Source organism: Actinoallomurus purpureus, from assembly GCF_024055795.1.
Classification (GTDB): domain Bacteria; phylum Actinomycetota; class Actinomycetes; order Streptosporangiales; family Streptosporangiaceae; genus Actinoallomurus; species Actinoallomurus purpureus.
In genome coordinates, this window is the sequence record NZ_JAMXMY010000040.1 from 15,918 (window position 1) to 32,062 (window position 16,145).

At 71.3% G+C, this 16,145-nt stretch carries 17 protein-coding genes; 7 read left to right on the forward strand and 10 right to left on the reverse strand.

From position 1 onward, the window contains the following. Window positions 1–220: 220 nt before the first annotated feature. Window positions 221–1,684, reverse strand: a complete 1,464-nt coding sequence (locus tag NE236_RS42175) for an alpha/beta hydrolase (RefSeq protein WP_252847945.1) — start codon at window positions 1,682–1,684, stop codon at window positions 221–223. Window positions 1,685–1,807: 123 nt separating this feature from the next. On the opposite strand from NE236_RS42175, the gene NE236_RS42180 reads away from it, so the two are divergent. The 3 genes from NE236_RS42180 to NE236_RS42190 all read left to right on the forward strand — a co-directional run bounded on the left by NE236_RS42180 (window position 1,808) and on the right by NE236_RS42190 (window position 4,131). Next, window positions 1,808–2,227, forward strand: a complete 420-nt coding sequence (locus tag NE236_RS42180; protein ID WP_252847946.1) for a guanyl-specific ribonuclease — start codon at window positions 1,808–1,810, stop codon at window positions 2,225–2,227. A 113-nt stretch (window positions 2,228–2,340) separates the two neighbouring features. Next, window positions 2,341–3,120 (forward strand): NEW3 domain-containing protein, encoded by a 780-nt coding sequence (locus NE236_RS42185; RefSeq protein ID WP_252847947.1) that lies wholly within the window; start codon window positions 2,341–2,343, stop codon window positions 3,118–3,120. Window positions 3,121–3,423: 303 nt separating this feature from the next. Beyond that, window positions 3,424–4,131 carry a LysE family translocator gene (locus NE236_RS42190; RefSeq protein ID WP_252847948.1) on the forward strand — a complete coding sequence of 236 codons (708 nt, stop codon included), beginning with the start codon at window positions 3,424–3,426 and terminating at the stop codon, window positions 4,129–4,131. A gap of 49 nt (window positions 4,132–4,180) precedes the next feature. Here NE236_RS42190 and NE236_RS42195 read toward each other — a convergent pair whose 3' ends face one another. Next, window positions 4,181–5,272, reverse strand: a complete 1,092-nt coding sequence (locus NE236_RS42195) for an RsbRD N-terminal domain-containing protein (RefSeq protein WP_252847949.1) — start codon at window positions 5,270–5,272, stop codon at window positions 4,181–4,183. A gap of 77 nt (window positions 5,273–5,349) precedes the next feature. Here NE236_RS42195 and NE236_RS42200 point away from each other — a divergent pair, with 77 nt between their 5' ends. Further along, window positions 5,350–6,171 (forward strand): class II aldolase/adducin family protein, encoded by an 822-nt coding sequence (locus NE236_RS42200; protein WP_308209220.1) that lies wholly within the window; start codon window positions 5,350–5,352, stop codon window positions 6,169–6,171. Window positions 6,172–6,316: 145 nt separating this feature from the next. Then, window positions 6,317–6,718 (forward strand): nitroreductase family deazaflavin-dependent oxidoreductase, encoded by a 402-nt coding sequence (locus NE236_RS42205; RefSeq protein ID WP_252847951.1) that lies wholly within the window; start codon window positions 6,317–6,319, stop codon window positions 6,716–6,718. A 2-nt stretch (window positions 6,719–6,720) separates the two neighbouring features. Here the strand turns inward: NE236_RS42205 and NE236_RS44850 are convergent, their stop codons facing one another. From NE236_RS44850 to NE236_RS42220, 3 genes are all read right to left on the reverse strand, one after another. Continuing rightward, window positions 6,721–7,158 carry an HNH endonuclease gene (locus NE236_RS44850; protein WP_252847952.1) on the reverse strand — a complete coding sequence of 146 codons (438 nt, stop codon included), beginning with the start codon at window positions 7,156–7,158 and terminating at the stop codon, window positions 6,721–6,723. A gap of 68 nt (window positions 7,159–7,226) precedes the next feature. Next, the gene (locus NE236_RS42215) at window positions 7,227–7,412 is read right to left on the reverse strand and encodes a hypothetical protein (RefSeq protein ID WP_252847953.1); all 186 of its coding nucleotides are present in this window, start codon (window positions 7,410–7,412) and stop codon (window positions 7,227–7,229) included. A 213-nt stretch (window positions 7,413–7,625) separates the two neighbouring features. Then, window positions 7,626–8,594, reverse strand: a complete 969-nt coding sequence (locus NE236_RS42220) for an LLM class F420-dependent oxidoreductase (protein WP_252847954.1) — start codon at window positions 8,592–8,594, stop codon at window positions 7,626–7,628. A 204-nt stretch (window positions 8,595–8,798) separates the two neighbouring features. Between NE236_RS42220 and murA the strand changes: the two genes are divergently transcribed. Next, window positions 8,799–10,106 carry a UDP-N-acetylglucosamine 1-carboxyvinyltransferase gene (murA, locus tag NE236_RS42225; protein WP_252847955.1) on the forward strand — a complete coding sequence of 436 codons (1,308 nt, stop codon included), beginning with the start codon at window positions 8,799–8,801 and terminating at the stop codon, window positions 10,104–10,106. Window positions 10,107–10,168: 62 nt separating this feature from the next. On the opposite strand, the gene NE236_RS42230 is transcribed toward murA, so the two are convergent. The 5 genes from NE236_RS42230 to NE236_RS42250 all read right to left on the reverse strand — a co-directional run bounded on the left by NE236_RS42230 (window position 10,169) and on the right by NE236_RS42250 (window position 15,485). Further along, window positions 10,169–10,615, reverse strand: a complete 447-nt coding sequence (locus NE236_RS42230; protein WP_252847956.1) for a hypothetical protein — start codon at window positions 10,613–10,615, stop codon at window positions 10,169–10,171. A 63-nt stretch (window positions 10,616–10,678) separates the two neighbouring features. After that, window positions 10,679–12,187, reverse strand: coding sequence for a glycosyltransferase family 2 protein (locus NE236_RS42235; protein WP_252847961.1), 1,509 nt, complete (start codon window positions 12,185–12,187; stop codon window positions 10,679–10,681). A 2-nt stretch (window positions 12,188–12,189) separates the two neighbouring features. Continuing rightward, window positions 12,190–12,564: an NUDIX hydrolase gene (locus tag NE236_RS42240; protein ID WP_252847957.1), complete on the reverse strand. Its 375-nt coding sequence runs from the start codon at window positions 12,562–12,564 to the stop codon at window positions 12,190–12,192. A gap of 224 nt (window positions 12,565–12,788) precedes the next feature. Continuing rightward, on the reverse strand, window positions 12,789–14,084 hold the full coding sequence (locus NE236_RS44855; RefSeq protein WP_252847958.1) for an RICIN domain-containing protein: 1,296 nt from the start codon (window positions 14,082–14,084) through the stop codon (window positions 12,789–12,791). A gap of 276 nt (window positions 14,085–14,360) precedes the next feature. Next, window positions 14,361–15,485 carry a L,D-transpeptidase gene (locus NE236_RS42250; protein WP_252847959.1) on the reverse strand — a complete coding sequence of 375 codons (1,125 nt, stop codon included), beginning with the start codon at window positions 15,483–15,485 and terminating at the stop codon, window positions 14,361–14,363. A 179-nt stretch (window positions 15,486–15,664) separates the two neighbouring features. Between NE236_RS42250 and NE236_RS42255 the strand changes: the two genes are divergently transcribed. Next, window positions 15,665–16,145 (forward strand): RNA-guided endonuclease InsQ/TnpB family protein (locus tag NE236_RS42255; RefSeq protein WP_252847960.1); only part of this gene is annotated, 481 nt, incomplete at its 3' end.

Below are 16,145 nucleotides of genomic sequence, written 5' to 3' on the forward strand. Positions count from 1 at the left end.
GGCTAAGGCCCGCTTCGCAGCCCGGCCTTCTGATTCATCCTCATTTCGAGCGATGTTCACCCGGGGATCCGCCCCCTGATCAACCTTCCGGAGACACATCCATGGCCTGACGCCGAGGAATGCCGTTGATTCGTCACATCAGGCGGCATCACCTCGTCGTTCGGACGCCGAAGGGGCCGGTCGGACGAACGATCCGGCCCCTGGCGACCGCCGCGTGCCGTCAGCGGCCGAGGAACGCGATCACCGCGTCCCGTCCCGCGTGGCCGCGCTCCCGGTTCTGGATCGAGTGTGAGGCGCCCTTGACGACGACGACCCTGCCGTTCGGCGCGTGCGTCGCCTCCTCGTACGCCCACTCGAGCGGCGTGGACAGGTCGTGGTCACCGTTCAGCAGCAGCACCGGGACGTCGGGCAGCCGGGCCGGCGGCTCCTCGGCCGGGCGCGAGTGCCAGCGCAGGCACTCCTGGGTGAATCCGCTGCCCGCCGACGTCGCCCGGGTGTACGGCCACACGCGGCGCGGGTCGGTGCGCCGCAGTGCCTGGTCGAGCCTGGCCTGCCGGGTCTGCAGGGGCGCGTCGGACCGGCCCCACGGGAAGACGCTGTCGGAGCAGAAGGTGTCGATGTGCAGGCCGGAGCTGTAGGAGGTCACGGGATCCCCGCCGGGTGCCATGTCCGCGATGATCGTGTTCAGCCTGGCCGGGTCACCCTGCCGGGCGGCCCGCAGCGCGCCGATGAGGTCACCGTGCCCCGCGGGCAGGCCCGGCGGGTTCGGGTCCCGGTAGGTGGGATCCACGAACTCGTACGACACGATGGCGTCGAAGATCTTGACGCCGTCCGCAGCCGTGCGGTGGCGGACCACCCAGGCCAGGTCCTCGGCCGGGTCGGACGCGCAGGCGGGCGCGGTCGCGCACGCGTCGCGCAGCACGCGCGCCTGGGCGTGCAGGCCGACGAAGTACAGGCCGTCGTCGGCCTGCGGGTCGACGTGCGGCAGCACCGAGTCGAGGACGACCTTGCGGACGTGCGCCGGGTGGGCCACGGCGTAGCGGGCGGCGGTGAAGGAGCCGTACGAGACGCCGTCGACGACCATCGTGTCGACGCCGAGCGCCCGCCGGAGCGCCTCGTAGTCGGCGACGGTCTGCTCGGTGCTGTAGAGGCCGCGCCGAGCGCCGAGGACGTCGGAGCACTCCTTGACGGCGGCGGGGGTGGGCGCGGCGATGTCGGAGCTGCCGACCTGGGCCTGCAGCTGCGGGCAGTCGATCGCGCCGAACTCACCGGTGCCGCGCTGGTCCAGCATGACGAACCGGTAGTCCTTGGCGAGCTCGGGCAGGCGCTGGGTGGCGATGCGGGTGATGAACGGCACGCCGGGCTGACCGGGTCCGCCGGTGAGGAACAGCAGGACGCCCTTCGGCGCGCCGGCGTTGTCCGCGGTGGCGACCTGGAGATCGAGCGTTCCGGGCACCCTCCCGCGGTGGTCGAGCGGGACCCGCAGGGTGGAGCACGTGAATCCGGGCTGGTTCTTGCACGGGTGCGGGTCGGCCAGCCGCGGACGGCCCGTGGGCGCCGAGACGCCGGCGGGTCGCGGGGTGGCGTCGGTGGTTGGCGGCGGGCTGCCGTCGGCGCCGGCCGGGCCGGCGATGGCGGCCACGGCGGTGGCGACGACCGCGGTGACGAGGAGTCGTGATCGCATGTGCGGATTCTGACGACCGGAAGCGCCGAGGAACATCCTTGACGCGCTGGTTGGCGCTTCCCTGACCTCTCGTGGCCATTCGGTGCGCCGTGTCGCCGCTCTGGGCGTCTACGGTGAACCTCCATGAGCACCCCGCGAAGGAGAACGCGCCTCCGTTCACTCGCCGCCCTTCTGTGCTTGGTGGGCCTCGGGCTCGCCCCCTCCGCGTGTTCGACGACGACCGAGGCGAGGCCGTCGTCCGTGTCGGGCGCCCCGTCGCCGACGGGCACGGTCTGCCGTTCGACGCTGCCCCCGCAGGCCGCTGACACGCTCCAGTTGATCGCGCAGGGCGGCCCCTTCCCATACCGGCAGGACGGTCAGGTGTTCCGGAACCGGGAGCACGTCCTGCCCGCCCGGCCCACCGGCTATTACCACGAGTACACGGTCGTGACTCCCGGCGCTCCGACCCGTGGCGCACGGCGAATCATCGCCGCGCAGAACGGAACGGACTACTACACGGCCGACCATTACGCGACGTTCAACGCGATCGACCCGCGCTGCTGACGTCAACCGATCGCCGTGACCGCGCCATGACTGGACCAAGCCGCGCGCGCTCACGGCGTCGCCCGCGAACCGTACGGCTAGCGTCTGACGCCGATCACCATCAGGGGGACGTCATGCGCTCATTCACGATCACCGCACTCATCGGCACGGGCCTGCTCGGCCTCGCGCCGCAGGCCCAGGCCGCGTCACACGCCCGGCCGGCACACCCGCAACCGGACCGGGGCGCCCAGAAGGCCGCGCACGCCCGGCCCGCCGACCCGCAGCCTCAGCCGGACCGGCCCGGCATCCAGACCGCGGTCCACGCGCAGGCTCAGCCGGACCGGCCCGCCGGCCAGCCCGTCGGCCAGACGCTCGGCCAGAACGCCGTCCACGCGCGCCCGGCCGACCCGCAGCCGGACCGGCCCAACACCCGCGTCATCCATGTTCGGCAGGCCGAATCGCAGCCGGGCCGGCCGGGCGTCCAGAACGCCGTCCACGTCCGGCCCGTGGACCCGCCGCCTCAGCCTCAGCCGCAGCCGGTCCGGCCGTCGTTCGGCCTGCACATGACCGGCCAGGCGGCCCACTGGGAGGTGTCGCCGGGCGAGCTCGAGACGGTGCGCTGGACTCTCACCAACACCGGTAACCGGCCGCTGGACCACGTCCAGCTGGTGGCGTCGATACCCGCCGGGTGGACCGTCCGGGAGGGACAGGGCTGCGCGCGCCGCGGCGACTACCTCGGCTGCGACCTCGGTGGGCTGGAGCCGGGGCGGAGCGCGGCCGTCCTCGTGCCGATGGTCGTGGGAGGACAGCCCGGACCCGTGCGGCTGGCCGCATGGTCGCGGGCGACGGCGGGTTCGCTGAGCATTCCGGGACCGACGACGTCGTTCCGCGTCGTCGTCACCGGACGCCGGTAGGTTCTGGCCAAGACGGACCTCCTGGGGCCAAACTGAACGCTGTTCGGTTCGGCGCTCCCAGGAGGTACCGGTGCCCGGAGCCGCCGTCTGGCTGCAGTGCATCGGCGTCGAGAACGGCACGTGGGGACTCACCGGCTTCACCGAGATCCAGGTCGTGCACCGCGCCAGGCGCTGAGCCCCCTCCACCGCGAGACGGAGAGCCGGGCGGCGCACGCCGGCACCGTGGTGCCAGATTCGTCACGTTCGCCGCGAAGAAGCGGAAAGTGCCGAACCACGCCTGATCCGACCGCCTACGATGAGGCCGTGCCCGAACTGTTGTTCCCCTTTCTCGGCGTCGTCGCGCTCCTCACCGTAACGCCCGGCCCGGACATGCTCCTCGTCGTGCGCAACGGCCTGAGCGCCGGCAGCCGCGCGGCGTGGTTGACCGGGCTCGGCTGCTGCCTGGGCATCTCGATCCACGCGACGGCCGCGGTGCTGGGACTGTCCGCGATCCTCTCGGCCTCCGCGACCGCGTACACGGTGGTGAAACTGGCCGGCGCGGCCTACCTCGCCTACCTGGGCATCCGCATGCTGATCTCGGCCATCATGTCCGTCGACCCGGCCGCGGACGTCGAGGCCGGCACCGCTCCGCTGCCGACCGCCGTTCCGGCACAGGCCCTTCCGGCCGCGGGGGTGGGCATGCCGGAGGGCGTGCGGACCGAGCCCGGCACCGACGCGGCGGTGTTCCGGCAGGGGCTGATCACCAACCTGCTCAACCCCAAGATCGCGTTGCTGTTCCTGACCCTGCTGCCGCAGTTCGTGGCGCACGACGAACCCCGCCTGCGCACCACCGCCACCCTCGCCGTGATCTTCCTTGCCGTGGCGGTCGTGTGGTGGCGCACCTTCTCCCTCGCGATCGGCCCGATCTCCCGCGTCCTGCGCGGCGGCACCGCCCGCCGTGCCCTCGACGGACTCGCCGGCTCGGCCCTCCTCGCCATCAGCGCGGCGGTGGCCCTCGACGGCGACCGTTAGAGGTCTCCCCCGGCGGCGACCGTCCGAGAGCCGCCCTGCGCGGCGGTCGTCAGGGACGGGTCGCGAGCCAGGTCCGCAGCGCCCACCACCAGTGCGCGGAGTGGGTGACCGCCGTTCCCGCCGGCGCGGCGAGGCACCGGCCGGTGATCTCATCGAAACGCCGCACGCGGTACTTCACGGTGTTCGGGTGGACGTGCAGGACGCCGGCCGTCGGCTCGATCCGCCCGGCGTTGTCGAGGTAGGCGAGGGCGGTCTCGGCGAGCTGCCGATGGAAGACTTCGGCCGGGTCGAGCCGTTCGAGAAGCGTCTCCGCCAGCAGCCGCCCCAAGTCCGGCGCGCCCGTGGTCGCCACCGCGAGGGCCAGGTCGGGCAGCCGGTGCAGGCCCTGCTCCCCCGCGACCGCGTGCAGCCCCGCCCGGCACAGGTCGTACATCGCCGGCATGGCGGCGAGGGGCACCGCCGGGGACGCCACGAGCGGCGGCGTGCCCTCCGGCAGGTCCGGCAGCCGCGGCACGAGTGCGGCGAGGCGGCCGTCGACCAGCCCGCAGAGCCCGCCGGTCAGCCGCCGCTCCAGCGACGCGGCCGTTCGCGGGTCGCTGACGTCGCCGACCAGGCAGTGGTACGGGCGCGCGTCGTCCAACGGGGCGGGATCACCGCTCTCGCCGTGCAGGACCCGCCGGAGCACCTGGGCGTGCGCGTCGCGCGTCGTGCGCGCCATCTCCATCTCGGCGATCCGGTGCGCGTGCACCATTCGGTGCTCCAGCGCCGTGGCGACGGCGTCGATCCGGATCATGCCCTCGAGGAGGTCGTCGGCGGGCAGGCCGGCCGCCCGGCCGCGTTCGACGACCGTGCGCACGATGAGCGCCCGCGCGGCCTGGAACCCGTCCAGGAGTGCCGCCACCGGGACCCCCTGACGGGCGCGGTCGGCGCCGAGCCGCCCGGCGGCCCGCAGGTCGGTCTCGCTCATCTCGCCTCCGGCGGTGATGGCGCCGATCGCGGCCTGGACCACCGCCCGCACGTGCCGGCGCACCTCGTCCTCCGGAAGCGCCGCGACCGGGGGCGAGTGAACGCGCGCGGCCCGCACGGCGGCGTCCGCGATCGCGCCGTCGTCGTCTCTCAACAGCTCGCTGAAACGGTCCATTGGCCCCTTCGGATAATCACCGTCGGCATCCTTGGTGCCGGCACGGCTAGGCGAAGCGTCTTCCGATCAGGTTTGGTATTAGGAGACAACGCCGAAGGAGTCAACCCATGTCCGACGAGTTCCTCGACAAGCTGCCCCCGCAGGATCTCATCTTCAACCTGCCCCCGACGTTCGAGACGGTCGAGGAGGAGCGGCGGCATCGCAAGGAGCGGCTCGCGGCGGCGCTGCGCCTGTTCGGCAGGCTCGGATTCGAGGAGGGCGTCGCCGGGCACATCACCGCGCGCGACCCCGAGCTGACCGACCACTTCTGGGTCAACCCGTTCGGGATGTCGTTCAAGCACGTCCGCGTGAGCGATCTCATCCTGGTGAACCACGAGGGCAAGGTCGTCCAGGGCCGCTACCCCGTCAACGAGGCGGCGTTCGCCATCCACTCCCAGATCCACCAGGCACGGCCCGACGTCGTGGCCGCCGCGCACAGCCACTCCGTGCACGGCCGGGCGGTGTCGGCCCTGGGCGAGCTGCTGGAGCCGATCACGCAGGACGTGTGCGCGTTCTACGGGGACCACGCGCTGTTCGACGACTACACCGGCGTCGTCACGGACCTGGAGGAGGGCCGGCGCATCGCCACGACCCTCGGCGACCGCAAGGCCGTGATCCTGCGCAACCACGGCCTGCTCACGGTCGGGGACTCGGTGGACGCCGCCGCCTGGTGGTTCATCACGATGGAGCGCTCCTGCCAGGTACAGCTGCTCGCCAAGGCCGCCGGCCGGGTCGTGCACATCTCCGAGGAGAACGCCAAGCTCACCCACGACCAGCTCGGCAACGACCTGGTGGCGTGGATCAACTACCAGCCGATGTACGACCAGATCGCTCGTGAGCAGCCCGACCTGTTCGAGTGACGAGGGCCGGCGAGGCACGGAGATCGCCGTCCCTCCCGGCGGCGCGGCGGCGGCGCACCCCTCGCGCGTCCGCGCGAGCGCCGGAATATCCGCGCGGGTGAGCCGTTCTGCTCCGAGAAGGCACATCACAGGAAGGGTGATCCGGATGCTGTTCGGAGAGGAACACGTGCGGCGCTACGTCGAGACCGACGGGGCGGAGGGCCATGACTGGCAGGGCACCATAACCCTGCTGCTGACGACGACCGGCCGCCGGACCGGCCGGTCGCGCACCACCCCGCTGATCTACCAGAAGAACGGCGACGACTACCTCGTCGTCGCGTCGAAGGGCGGCTCCGACGAGCCGCCCCTGTGGTACCTCAACCTCCAGGCCGACCCGGAGGTGGACGTGCAGGTGCTCGGTGACAGGTTCACCGCCCGCGCCCGCACGGCCACCCCGGAGGAGAAGCCGGCCCTGTGGCGGAAGATGGCCGCCACCTGGCCCGCCTACGACGACTACCAGACGAAGACCTCACGGGACATCCCCGTCGTGGTCCTCGAACGCGTCTGACGTCACGGCAGGAGTTCGCTCCACTGCGGGACACGCGGCTCGGTCAGCAGCCGCATCCCGGCCTCTTCCGGCGTGCGGTCCCGCTTGCGGTTGTTGCAGGGGCCGCACGCCAGGACGGTGTTCTCCCACGTCGACCCGCCGCCGCGCGACTGCGGGAGGATGTGGTCGACGGTGTTCCCCCGCCCACCGCAGTAGGCGCACAGCCCGCCGTCGCGGCGCCGGAGCCCCCGTTTGCCCCACGCCGGCAGGTGGCCGTGGCGCCACCGCATGGTGACGTAGCGGACGAGCCGCAGCACCCGCGGTAACGGGAAGTGCCCGATCCGCCTTCCCTCCACCGCCTCCTCGACCACCGCGACGCCACGCACGAGCATGCGTACGGCGTGCCGCACGTCGACCTTCTGGAGCGGCTCGTACGACGCGTTGAGAACGAGTACGTACACCGAAATCCCCTATCGAATGAAAAGGCCGCTCCCGGGGGTCCGGAGGCGGCCGACATGGAACCAGGGCGTCAATCGCCCCGGCGCTGGTCTCCGTCGGCTATTCGATCGTGCCCCCGGTGTCCGTCCGGACCGTGCTCCGCCGGATCGCCGCAGGCCAGAACCTCGGTGGACACACGTGAGCGCCACTCCGGCAGGGTCTGCGCGGCCGGCGCGTCGCTCGGCGCCTCGCCCGCCGACTCGATGATGTCGTACACCGTCTCCCCCCTTTCTTCCCCGAAATCGTGAATAGCATGAATCAACCGTCGCACCGCAGGCAACGCCTTTTTCGGAATATCCCACGGGATGCGGCCGACGACAATGGGCGACGTCGGTCCGCACCCCGCCACGCGCTGACCCGACGGCGGTGCGACCGCTCATCCAGGGGTACGCGGCCGCACCGGCCGATGGTTCGGCGATCCGCGCCCGGGTTACGGGATGAGCCCTCGGATCGCGGTCAGCGTGCGCTCTCCCCCGGGGTCGCCACCGGTGGCGGGGGCCACGGCGACCTCGTCGACCCCGGCGTCGGCGTACTCCCGCAGCCGCGACCGCACCTCGTCGGCGGTGCCGACCAGCCCGACCAGGCCCGCGACGTCGAACGGCAGGGCGGTGAGCAGTTCCCTCGGCTCGGCTCCGCCCCGGGCCAGGGCGACCGCGTCGCCCAGCCCGACACTGGTGAACGCCTCGGCGTAGCCGGGCAGCCCCAGGTACGGGACGATGCTCCACATCAGCTGCGCGTACGACTCGGGCGTCGGATCGACGGCCGCGGGCAGCCAGGCCACCAGCCGGGGCGCCGGACGCCCCGTCTCGCCGGCCGCCGCGTCCAGCTTCGCCCGCAGCTCGGCGGCGACCCGCGGAGAGACCATGTCGATCAACATCCGGTCCGCGTGCTCCGCCGCCGCCCGCACCGCCCGGTCACCGAAGGCCGCCACGCTGAGCGGGCCGTCGGAGGGTGCCAGCCTGAGCCGGAAGCCGTGCGTCCGCACGGCCACGCCGTCCAGGTCGACCCGCTTCCCGGCCAGCAGCCCGCGGACGGCCCGCGCGCTCTCCTCCAGGACGGCGGCGGAACGCTCCCACGACCGGCCGTGCCACTCCTCGACCACGCGGGGGCTCGACGTGCCGAGCGCGACCCCGATCCGTCTGCGCGTGAGGGCGGCGACCGAGGCGGCCCCCATCGCGATCATCGCGGGGTCGCGGACGGCCACGGGGAGCGGGCCGACGGTCATCGCGATCTGGTCGGTTGCCAGGCCGATCGCCGACGCCAGGGCGAACGCGTCCCAGGTGTCGGTCTCACCGATCCACAGCTCCCCGAAGCGCAGCCGGTCGGCGATCGCCGCCGTGTGCAGGGCCTCCTCCGCCGGGCGGTCGGACCAGTTTCCAATGACGACACTGAGATCCATACGGTCATCGAAGCAGAGCCGGCCGGGTTCCCTCTCACTGCCGCAGGCGATGGACCCCGTCCTGCTGCACCTGCTCGGCGCGGACAACCGCTTCCAGGCGGGTGCGCAGGCCGTCCGGCGCGGCCCCGTACGGGACGGGTCATCTCGCGGGGCCACGGCGCGCGGCGTCGATGCCTCCTGCGTTTCACCCGTACAGTGGTCCGCGTGGCTGAAGAGGCATGGAAGGTAGAACCCTCGGGTCCGCTGCGCGGCGACATCCACGTGCGCGGGTCGAAGAACGCCGTGACGAAGCACATGGTCGCGGCGATGCTCGGGGACGGCGAGAGCACGATCCGCAACGCCCCCGAGGTGGGTGACGTGGAGATCACCGGCGCGATGCTGGAGGCCCTCGGGCACACGGTCGAACGCCAGGGTCCCGACATCACGGTCGCCCCCGGAGCGGTGACCGAGCCGCGCGTGCCCAGGGCGTTCACCGGGCTCAACCGCATTCCGATCCTCATGGTCGGCCCGCTGCTCCACCTCGCCGGAGAGGCGTTCGTCCCCCTCGTGGGCGGTGACCCCATCGGCCGCCGTCCCGTCGACTTCCACGTCGACGCGCTGCGGGCCATGGGCGCGGAGGTGGAGGTCGGAGAGACGGGCATCGCGGCCCGCGCGAGCCGTCTGTACGGCGCCCGCATCGACCTGCCCTACCCCAGCGTCGGCGCCACCGAGACCGTGCTGATGACCGCGGTGCTGGCCGAGGGCAAGACGGTGCTGCGCGGCGCGGCCATGGAGCCCGAGGTCGTCGAGCTGGCCCTGTTCCTGCAGCGCATGGGCGCGCAGATCGAGCTCAGCCCCGACCGCCGCATCGTCATCGAGGGCGTCGACAGGCTGAAGGGCGCGTCGACGCGGCTCGCCGGGGACCGCCTGGAGGCGTTCTCCTACCTCGTCGCCGGGCTCATCACGCGCGGCGAGGTCCGCGTGCACGGCTGCGCGCAGGACCGCCTCGTCACCGCGATCACGACGCTGGCCCGGATGGGCGCCCGCTTCGAGATCACCGACGAGTGGATCACCGCGTCGGCACCGGACGGGCTGCGTCCGGCCGCCGTGCACACCGACACGCACCCGGGCTACATGACGGACTGGCAGCAGCCGCTCATGGTGCTGTTCACGCAGGCCGAGGGCATGTCGGTGCTGCACGAGACCGTGTTCGAGAACCGCCTCGTGTACGTCCCTGCGCTGAAGAAGATGGGCTGCGAGATCGAGGTCTTCAACGCCTGCCTCGGCGGCCCCGCCTGCCGGTTCCACGACAGCAACTCGGTGCACTCGGCGGTCGTGCGGGGCGTGTCGAAGCTGACCGGCGCCGACGTCACCATGCCCGACGTACGAGCCGGGTTCTCGGCCGTCCTGGCGGCGTCCGTGGCCGACGGCCCGTCGACCCTGCGCGGCGTGCACCACATCGAGCGGGGCTACCACCGCCCGGCCGAGCAGTTCGCCTCCCTGGGGCTCAAATTGCAGCCCGTCACCGTCTGACCGCGCGGCGCGGACAGGAGCCCCGGCCGTCGCGCCGTGGCGGCGCGACGGCGGCCGCCGGTTCAGGGGTGGTAGGCCTCGGCGACCTTGGTCACCGTGCGGCCCTTCATGGTCAGGTAGGCGTCGACCTGGTCGCCGCCCTTGATGGCCGTTTCGAGCTGCTGCAGCGTGCAGGGCTTGGTGCCGACACCGGTCTTCTCATCCACGGTCGCGTCCTCGCCGGAGCAGATGTTGACCGCGCTGAGCACGGTGGCGTTCTTCGCGACGGTGGCGGTCTGGACGGGCCCGGTCGGCTCGATGGCCTCGTCGGGCTCCTGGACCTTCTTGGTGCCCTGGTACTCCAGGGCTCCCGACGCGGCGTCGTACTTCTTCAGCAGGACGATCTGGGTCGTCACGACCTTCCCCGATTCGGCCGCGGCGGCCTTGGGCTTGTCGCCCGAGCAGGCCCCGCTCAGCAGCAGGGCGGCCATCGCCCCGGCCACTCCGAACACTCGCACCGATCTCGTCATGATCACCTCCGGCCCGGAGACGATACAACAGCGCGGGGCGCGGTGCGCCGGAATCGCACCAGATCAGGCGCGCATGCGGCGTACGGCCCGGCGGGCGCCGGGGATCTTCTTGATCGCACGCCGCAGCAGCGGGCCGTTCGTTCTGACGCGCTCGCCCTCGGACGCCAGGACGCGGACGCTGAGCCTGCCGTTGTCGGTGCGGTACGGGACCAGCAGACCCCGGCGGGCGATCTTCACGCCGCCGCCCTCCAGGCGTCGCTCGGCGATCCAGCCGCCGGCGTCCAGCCGGGCGACGAAGTCCCAGGCGCCGGGCCTGAGCGCCGGGTCGGCGGCCGGATCGATCACGGCCTCGCCGGACATCGCGAACACCCCGGACGACTCGACCGTCACCGGCAGCGGGTGGTCGGCCGAATCCTCCCGGCGCCGGACGTAGAGGTCGAGACGGCGGCCCTCGCCGGTGACGTCGAGCATGTCGGCGGGGATCGGCAGGGGCACGGGCGGCTCCCACCGGCCGTCACGGGCGGTCAGCGGCGTGCCGTCCGCGTAGACGAGCCGGGCGGTGAAGCGCACGACCAGCCGGTCGTCGTCCCAGCGCAGGCCGTCCAGGGTGGTCGCGACCGTGACGCCGCGTTCGGCCTCGACCAGCCGGAACAGGTCGTCGTGGGCGTCGGCGCGCAGCAGCGCGGCGCGGACGCGCATCCGGAACGGAAGCCGGAGGTCGACGCTCTCGCCGAAGCGCTCGACCACCACCCGCCGGGCCTCGTCGTACACGGCGCGGCGGTAGTCCGGCGGTGCCTCCAGGAAGCTCTTCTCCCCGAGCCGCTTGAGGATCTTCCCGCGGTACCAGTGCGCGTAGTAGCGCTCGCGGTCCGGACCGGGCTCGACGTGCCCGTCGACGATGTCGAGGACCTCCCGCAGCGCGCCGTAGTAGTGCGCCGGGTCCGGCCGGTTGCGGGAATAGCTGCCAGGGCGCCGCACCCAGTGGCAGCACGGGTAGTCGGCGAGCACCGAGATCGTGCCGGCGCGGAAGTACGCCTTGAGGACGAAACGGTGGTCCTCAAGCCGCACCGACCCTTCGGGGAACCGAATCCGGTGCGCGTCGAGGAACGACCGGCGGAACAACTTGTGCGGCGTGAGGATGCCGTACAGCGCGTCCTTCAGCACGTCGGCCCGGTCGCGGGACTGCCGGAACATGGCGCGGGGCACCGTACGGCCGTGCCCGACCATCTTGCCGATCACGATGTCGGCCTCGTTGCGGACCGCCATCGCGTGCATGCGCTCGAGCGCCTCGGGGCCGAGCCAGTCGTCGTCGTCGAGGAAGTAGACGTAGTCGCCGCGGGCCGCGTCGATGCCGACGTTGCGCGGGCCACCGGGACCGCCGCTGGGCGGCAGGTGGATCACCCGGACGCGGTCGTGCTCGGCGGCCAGCTCGTCGAGGCGCGTCTCCGTGCCGTCGCTCGACCCGTCGTCGGCGAAGATCACCTCATAGTCGTCGAGCGTCTGGCCGAGGAGCGACTCGACGCACCGGGACAGGTGCTCGCCGGTGTTGAACACCGGCACCACCACGCTCACCTTCAAGGCACCAGCTCCAGCGCGGCCCGCACCGCCGGGGCGAGCAGGTGATGGTCGGCCGGGTCGACGTAGAGCCACTCGTCGACCTCACCGGTGGCGGACAGGTCGCCCTCGTAGTCGGCGGTGTAGCAGGCCATCCGCACACGGGTGCCCGGCGGCTGGTCGTGCGCGGGCGCCTCGACGACGCCGATCGGGCGGAAGGTGTGCCGGTCGAGCCGGACGCCGAGCTCCTCGCGCACCTCGCGGGACAGCGCGGTCCAGTCGTCCTCCCCCGGCTCCCGCTTGCCGCCGGGCAGGTAGAGCCGGTCGCGCGACCGGGCGCGTACGGCCAGCAGCCGCCCCTGCGACACGTGAACCCATCCCACGACGTCCAGCACGGGCCCATCCTGCCAGGCCCGCGCCGTTCGCGCGCGTCAGACGCGGGCCGGAGCCGCAGGTCACCGTGTGCGGCCGGGGCACGGCGGCGGGTCAGCACGGGCGGCTGCGCGACGACGGGTCACGACCCGCTCATCCGGCGGTTCCAGACCGCCGAAGCGCCAGACTGAGTGCCACGCAGCGCTGACGCCTCGAGCGGGTCTCCCTGGATACCACCGGGAAATCCTCAACTCTGTGCGGCCAACCGGTAGGACTGGGCGGCCGTGCCGTTGCACGTGTACTGGACGAGTTGGACTCCGTCGGCGGTCGACGCGGCGGGGACGTCGAGGCACTTGCCGCTGTTGCGGTTGACGAAGTGGTAGTAGCCGCCCCCCTCGGACACCGGCTGCCACTGCTGGTTGTTGCCGCCACCGTACGTCCAGGTCTGGATCGGAGCGTTGTCGGCGGTCGACACGTTGGTCACGTCAAGTACCTGGGCGCTGTTGCCGCGGTTGTTGACGCGGACAAAGTTCCCGCTGGTCGGCGCGAACTGGTACTGCTGAGCGTTGGTGGCGTTGCAGGTGTACTGCTGGATCGCGGTGCCGTCGGCCGTGCCGGCCGAGCGGGCGTCGACGCACTTGCCGCTGCCCTTGTTGACGACGGAGTACCACGCCGTCGGGCTCGGCTCTGTCGTGGGAGGCGTGGTGCCGTCCGCGCCGGCCAGCGAGAGCAGGCCGTTGATCAGCCACTGGTTCTGCTGGGCACTCGCGAAGGTCGACGATTTGCGCGTGTTGGTGGAGTAGTCCATGTCATTGTGGCCGAAGTTGGCGTACAGCATTTTGTACTTCTTGTTGGTCCACATGATCGGGTAGTAGCCGCTGTGCCACTGCTGGTTCGGGTCGGTGCCGACCGGGAAGCTGGAGGCGTCGATCGACGCCAGGATGTCGATGTCGGGGTTCTGCCGCAGGTCGCGGCTCCACGAGTACCACTCGCTCACCGAGGACTGGATGGTCGCGGGCAGTCCCGCCGTGGACGGGTGGCCCTGATCCTCGATCTTCAGGGTCTCGGCGGTCGGCCCCCAGGTGTTCGTCTCGAACGCGCCCGAGCCCAGGAAGGTGTTGTAGTACCAGCTCCACGAGTCGGGGTCGGTGGTGAACGCGCTGACGTGGAAGCCCATCCAGGCCCCGCCGTTCTGCATGTAGGTCTGGAACGCGGCGCGCTGGCTCGCGGGCGGGGCGTCGTCCAGGAACATGATGACCTTGTACTGCGACAGGCCCGCGGAGCTGAGGCGGCTCCAGTCCGTCGTCGCCTCCCAGGTGAAACCGTATTGGGCGCCGGCCGCGGGGAACCATTCCTTGGCCTCTTTGTCGAAGTCGATGTGGGCGGCGTCCCACGTGCCGCTGTAGAAGGCGAGCACCTTGAACGGGGTGGCGGCTTGCCTGGTGACGGCACTGCCGGCAGGGCTGCCGGCGACGCCGATGGAGGCCGCGACCGTGACGCCGAAGAGCACGGCGAGGGAGCGTTTCACGAATTTTCTGAGCACAGGGATCCTTCAGCGGTGGGGGTGGCCAACGCTGAGAATGGTGATGGCCACCGGTGCCGTGGCCTGCCGTTGCCTACTCGACGGTGGGCAACTGCGGCCTTTGCGCCATCGTGGGGGTGCAGGAGCCCTCAGATCACCGACGTCCTTTCTTTAATAAACTTTACTAACAGTGGGCTCTCGCTGAGATTACGATCGGCTGTCACCGCTGTCAATGCTGCGGATCACCCTCACCCGCGTGCCGACCGTCCCGGTCGGCGGTGTCGAGGCTCGGCGCCGTCAGTGGAGGGCGCTGCCCTTGCGCCAGTCGGCCCACGACAGCTGCCAGTAGCCGTAGCCGTTGTCCGGTTCGAGCTCGCGGTCGGTGCCGGTGACCTTGACGATGTCCCCGCGGTTCGAGAGGCCGTAGAACCACTTGGCGAAGGAGGGCGGGGCGTTCACGCATCCGTGGCTGACGTTCTCCCGGCCCTGCGACCCGGTCGACCAGGGAGCGGAGTGGACGTACTCGCCGCTGGAGGAGATCTGCACGGCCTGGTAGACGGTCAAGCTGTAGTAGTTCGCATCACTTTTGTCGGTGACGCCCATCCAGCCCGACGTCATGGTGACCGGGCTCTGCTTGCCCATGACGGCGTGGACGCCGTTCGTGGTGGTGTACTTGCGCGCGCCGCCCTTGCCCGCGCTGATCGGGGCGGTCTCGGCGGTCCGGCCGTCGACCGTGACGGTCATCCGGTGCGCCTTCACGTCGACGGTGCTGATGTGGGAGGCGCCGATCGTGAACGCACGGCTGTAGTCCTTGGTCCCGTAGGTGTCCTTGGCACCGCGAACGCCGGTCAGGCGGGCGGTGAACGTCACGGTCTGGTGCGGCTGCCAGTAGTCCTTGGTGCGGTAGACGGCCTCCTGGTCGCCGTACCACCGCCAGGCGCCCTCCGCGGACTTGGACGAGGTGACCCGCAGGGCGCGTTCGACGTTCGCCTTGTTGTAGACAGGGTCGCTGAACTTGACGATGAGCGGCATGCCGACGCCGACGGTCTCGCCGGGCATGGGCGTGATGTCGGCGATGCCGAACGTCCGCTTCGGGGTGAGCGTCTGGAAGGCGCTGTTCGCCGTGGTGGTCCTACCGCTGGAGTTCTTCGCGGTCGCGGTGACCGTGTACTTCGTCGCGGGCTTGAGCGTCCCGGCCGACGTCCACTGGAGATGGCCCTTGTCGAACGTTCCGCCGACCTGCCCGCCGACGGCCCGAACGGTGACGTCTCGCAGCCTTCCCTTGGCCGCCTTGACGACGATCGGCTGGTCGGGACGGCTGTCGGCCGCGCCGTTGGCCGGCGTGATGGTGACCGTGGCCGGCGAGGACGACGAGCCGAACAGACCGCATCCCGTGGACATCAGCAGCGTCGTTCCGGTCACCGCAAACATCGCTCGGCGCTTCACCTAGTCCTCCGGAGGATGCCCCGGCCTTCAGGCCGGGGAGGAATCCGGACTCCGTCAGGAGCGGCCCGGCGTAGCCGGGACGGCCTGAGAACGGAGTCCGCCGACGTTCGGTCATTCGACTTACATGGGAGCGCGACAGTTGTAAGGTGTCGGTCATGCGGACGGCGTACAAGTGCCGGGCCTACCCGGACCCCGAACAAGCGGCAGTGTTCAGCCGCACGTTCGGCTGTGTGCGCCTGGTATGGAACAAAACCCTCACCGAACGCCACACGGCCTACCACCAGCGGGGCGAGAAGACCTCCTACAAGCAGACCGACGCCGCTTTGACCGGATGGAAGAAGACCGAGGACCTGGCGTTCTTGTCGGAGGTGTCGTCGGTTCCGCTGCAGCAGACGCTGCGGCATCAGCATGCGGCGTTCGCGAACTTCTTCGCCGGCCGCGCCAAGTACCCGCGGTTCAAGAACCGCAACTCCCGGCAGTCCGCGCACTACACCCGCTCGGCGTTCCGGATGAAGAACGGCGAGTTGTCCATGGCCAAGACCGCCACCCCGCTGAGGTTCGTGTGGTCCTTCGACGACGTCGAGGTCTCCACGCTCAACCCCACCATGGTCGTCATCTCCCGGGATCCGGACGGCC

What these genes read in the sequence shown, in the direction of transcription:
- NE236_RS42205 (WP_252847951.1), top strand. Translation starts at nt 6,317, where the DNA reads ATGCTGTTCGGAGAGGAACACGTGCGGCGCTACGTCGAGACCGACGGG.
- NE236_RS42220 (WP_252847954.1), bottom strand. Translation starts at nt 8,594, where the DNA reads ATGGATCTCAGTGTCGTCATTGGAAACTGGTCCGACCGCCCGGCGGAG.
- NE236_RS42230 (WP_252847956.1), bottom strand. Translation starts at nt 10,615, where the DNA reads ATGACGAGATCGGTGCGAGTGTTCGGAGTGGCCGGGGCGATGGCCGCC.
- NE236_RS42195 (WP_252847949.1), bottom strand. Translation starts at nt 5,272, where the DNA reads ATGGACCGTTTCAGCGAGCTGTTGAGAGACGACGACGGCGCGATCGCG.
- NE236_RS42175 (WP_252847945.1), bottom strand. Translation starts at nt 1,684, where the DNA reads ATGCGATCACGACTCCTCGTCACCGCGGTCGTCGCCACCGCCGTGGCC.
- NE236_RS42185 (WP_252847947.1), top strand. Translation starts at nt 2,341, where the DNA reads ATGCGCTCATTCACGATCACCGCACTCATCGGCACGGGCCTGCTCGGC.
- NE236_RS42180 (WP_252847946.1), top strand. Translation starts at nt 1,808, where the DNA reads ATGAGCACCCCGCGAAGGAGAACGCGCCTCCGTTCACTCGCCGCCCTT.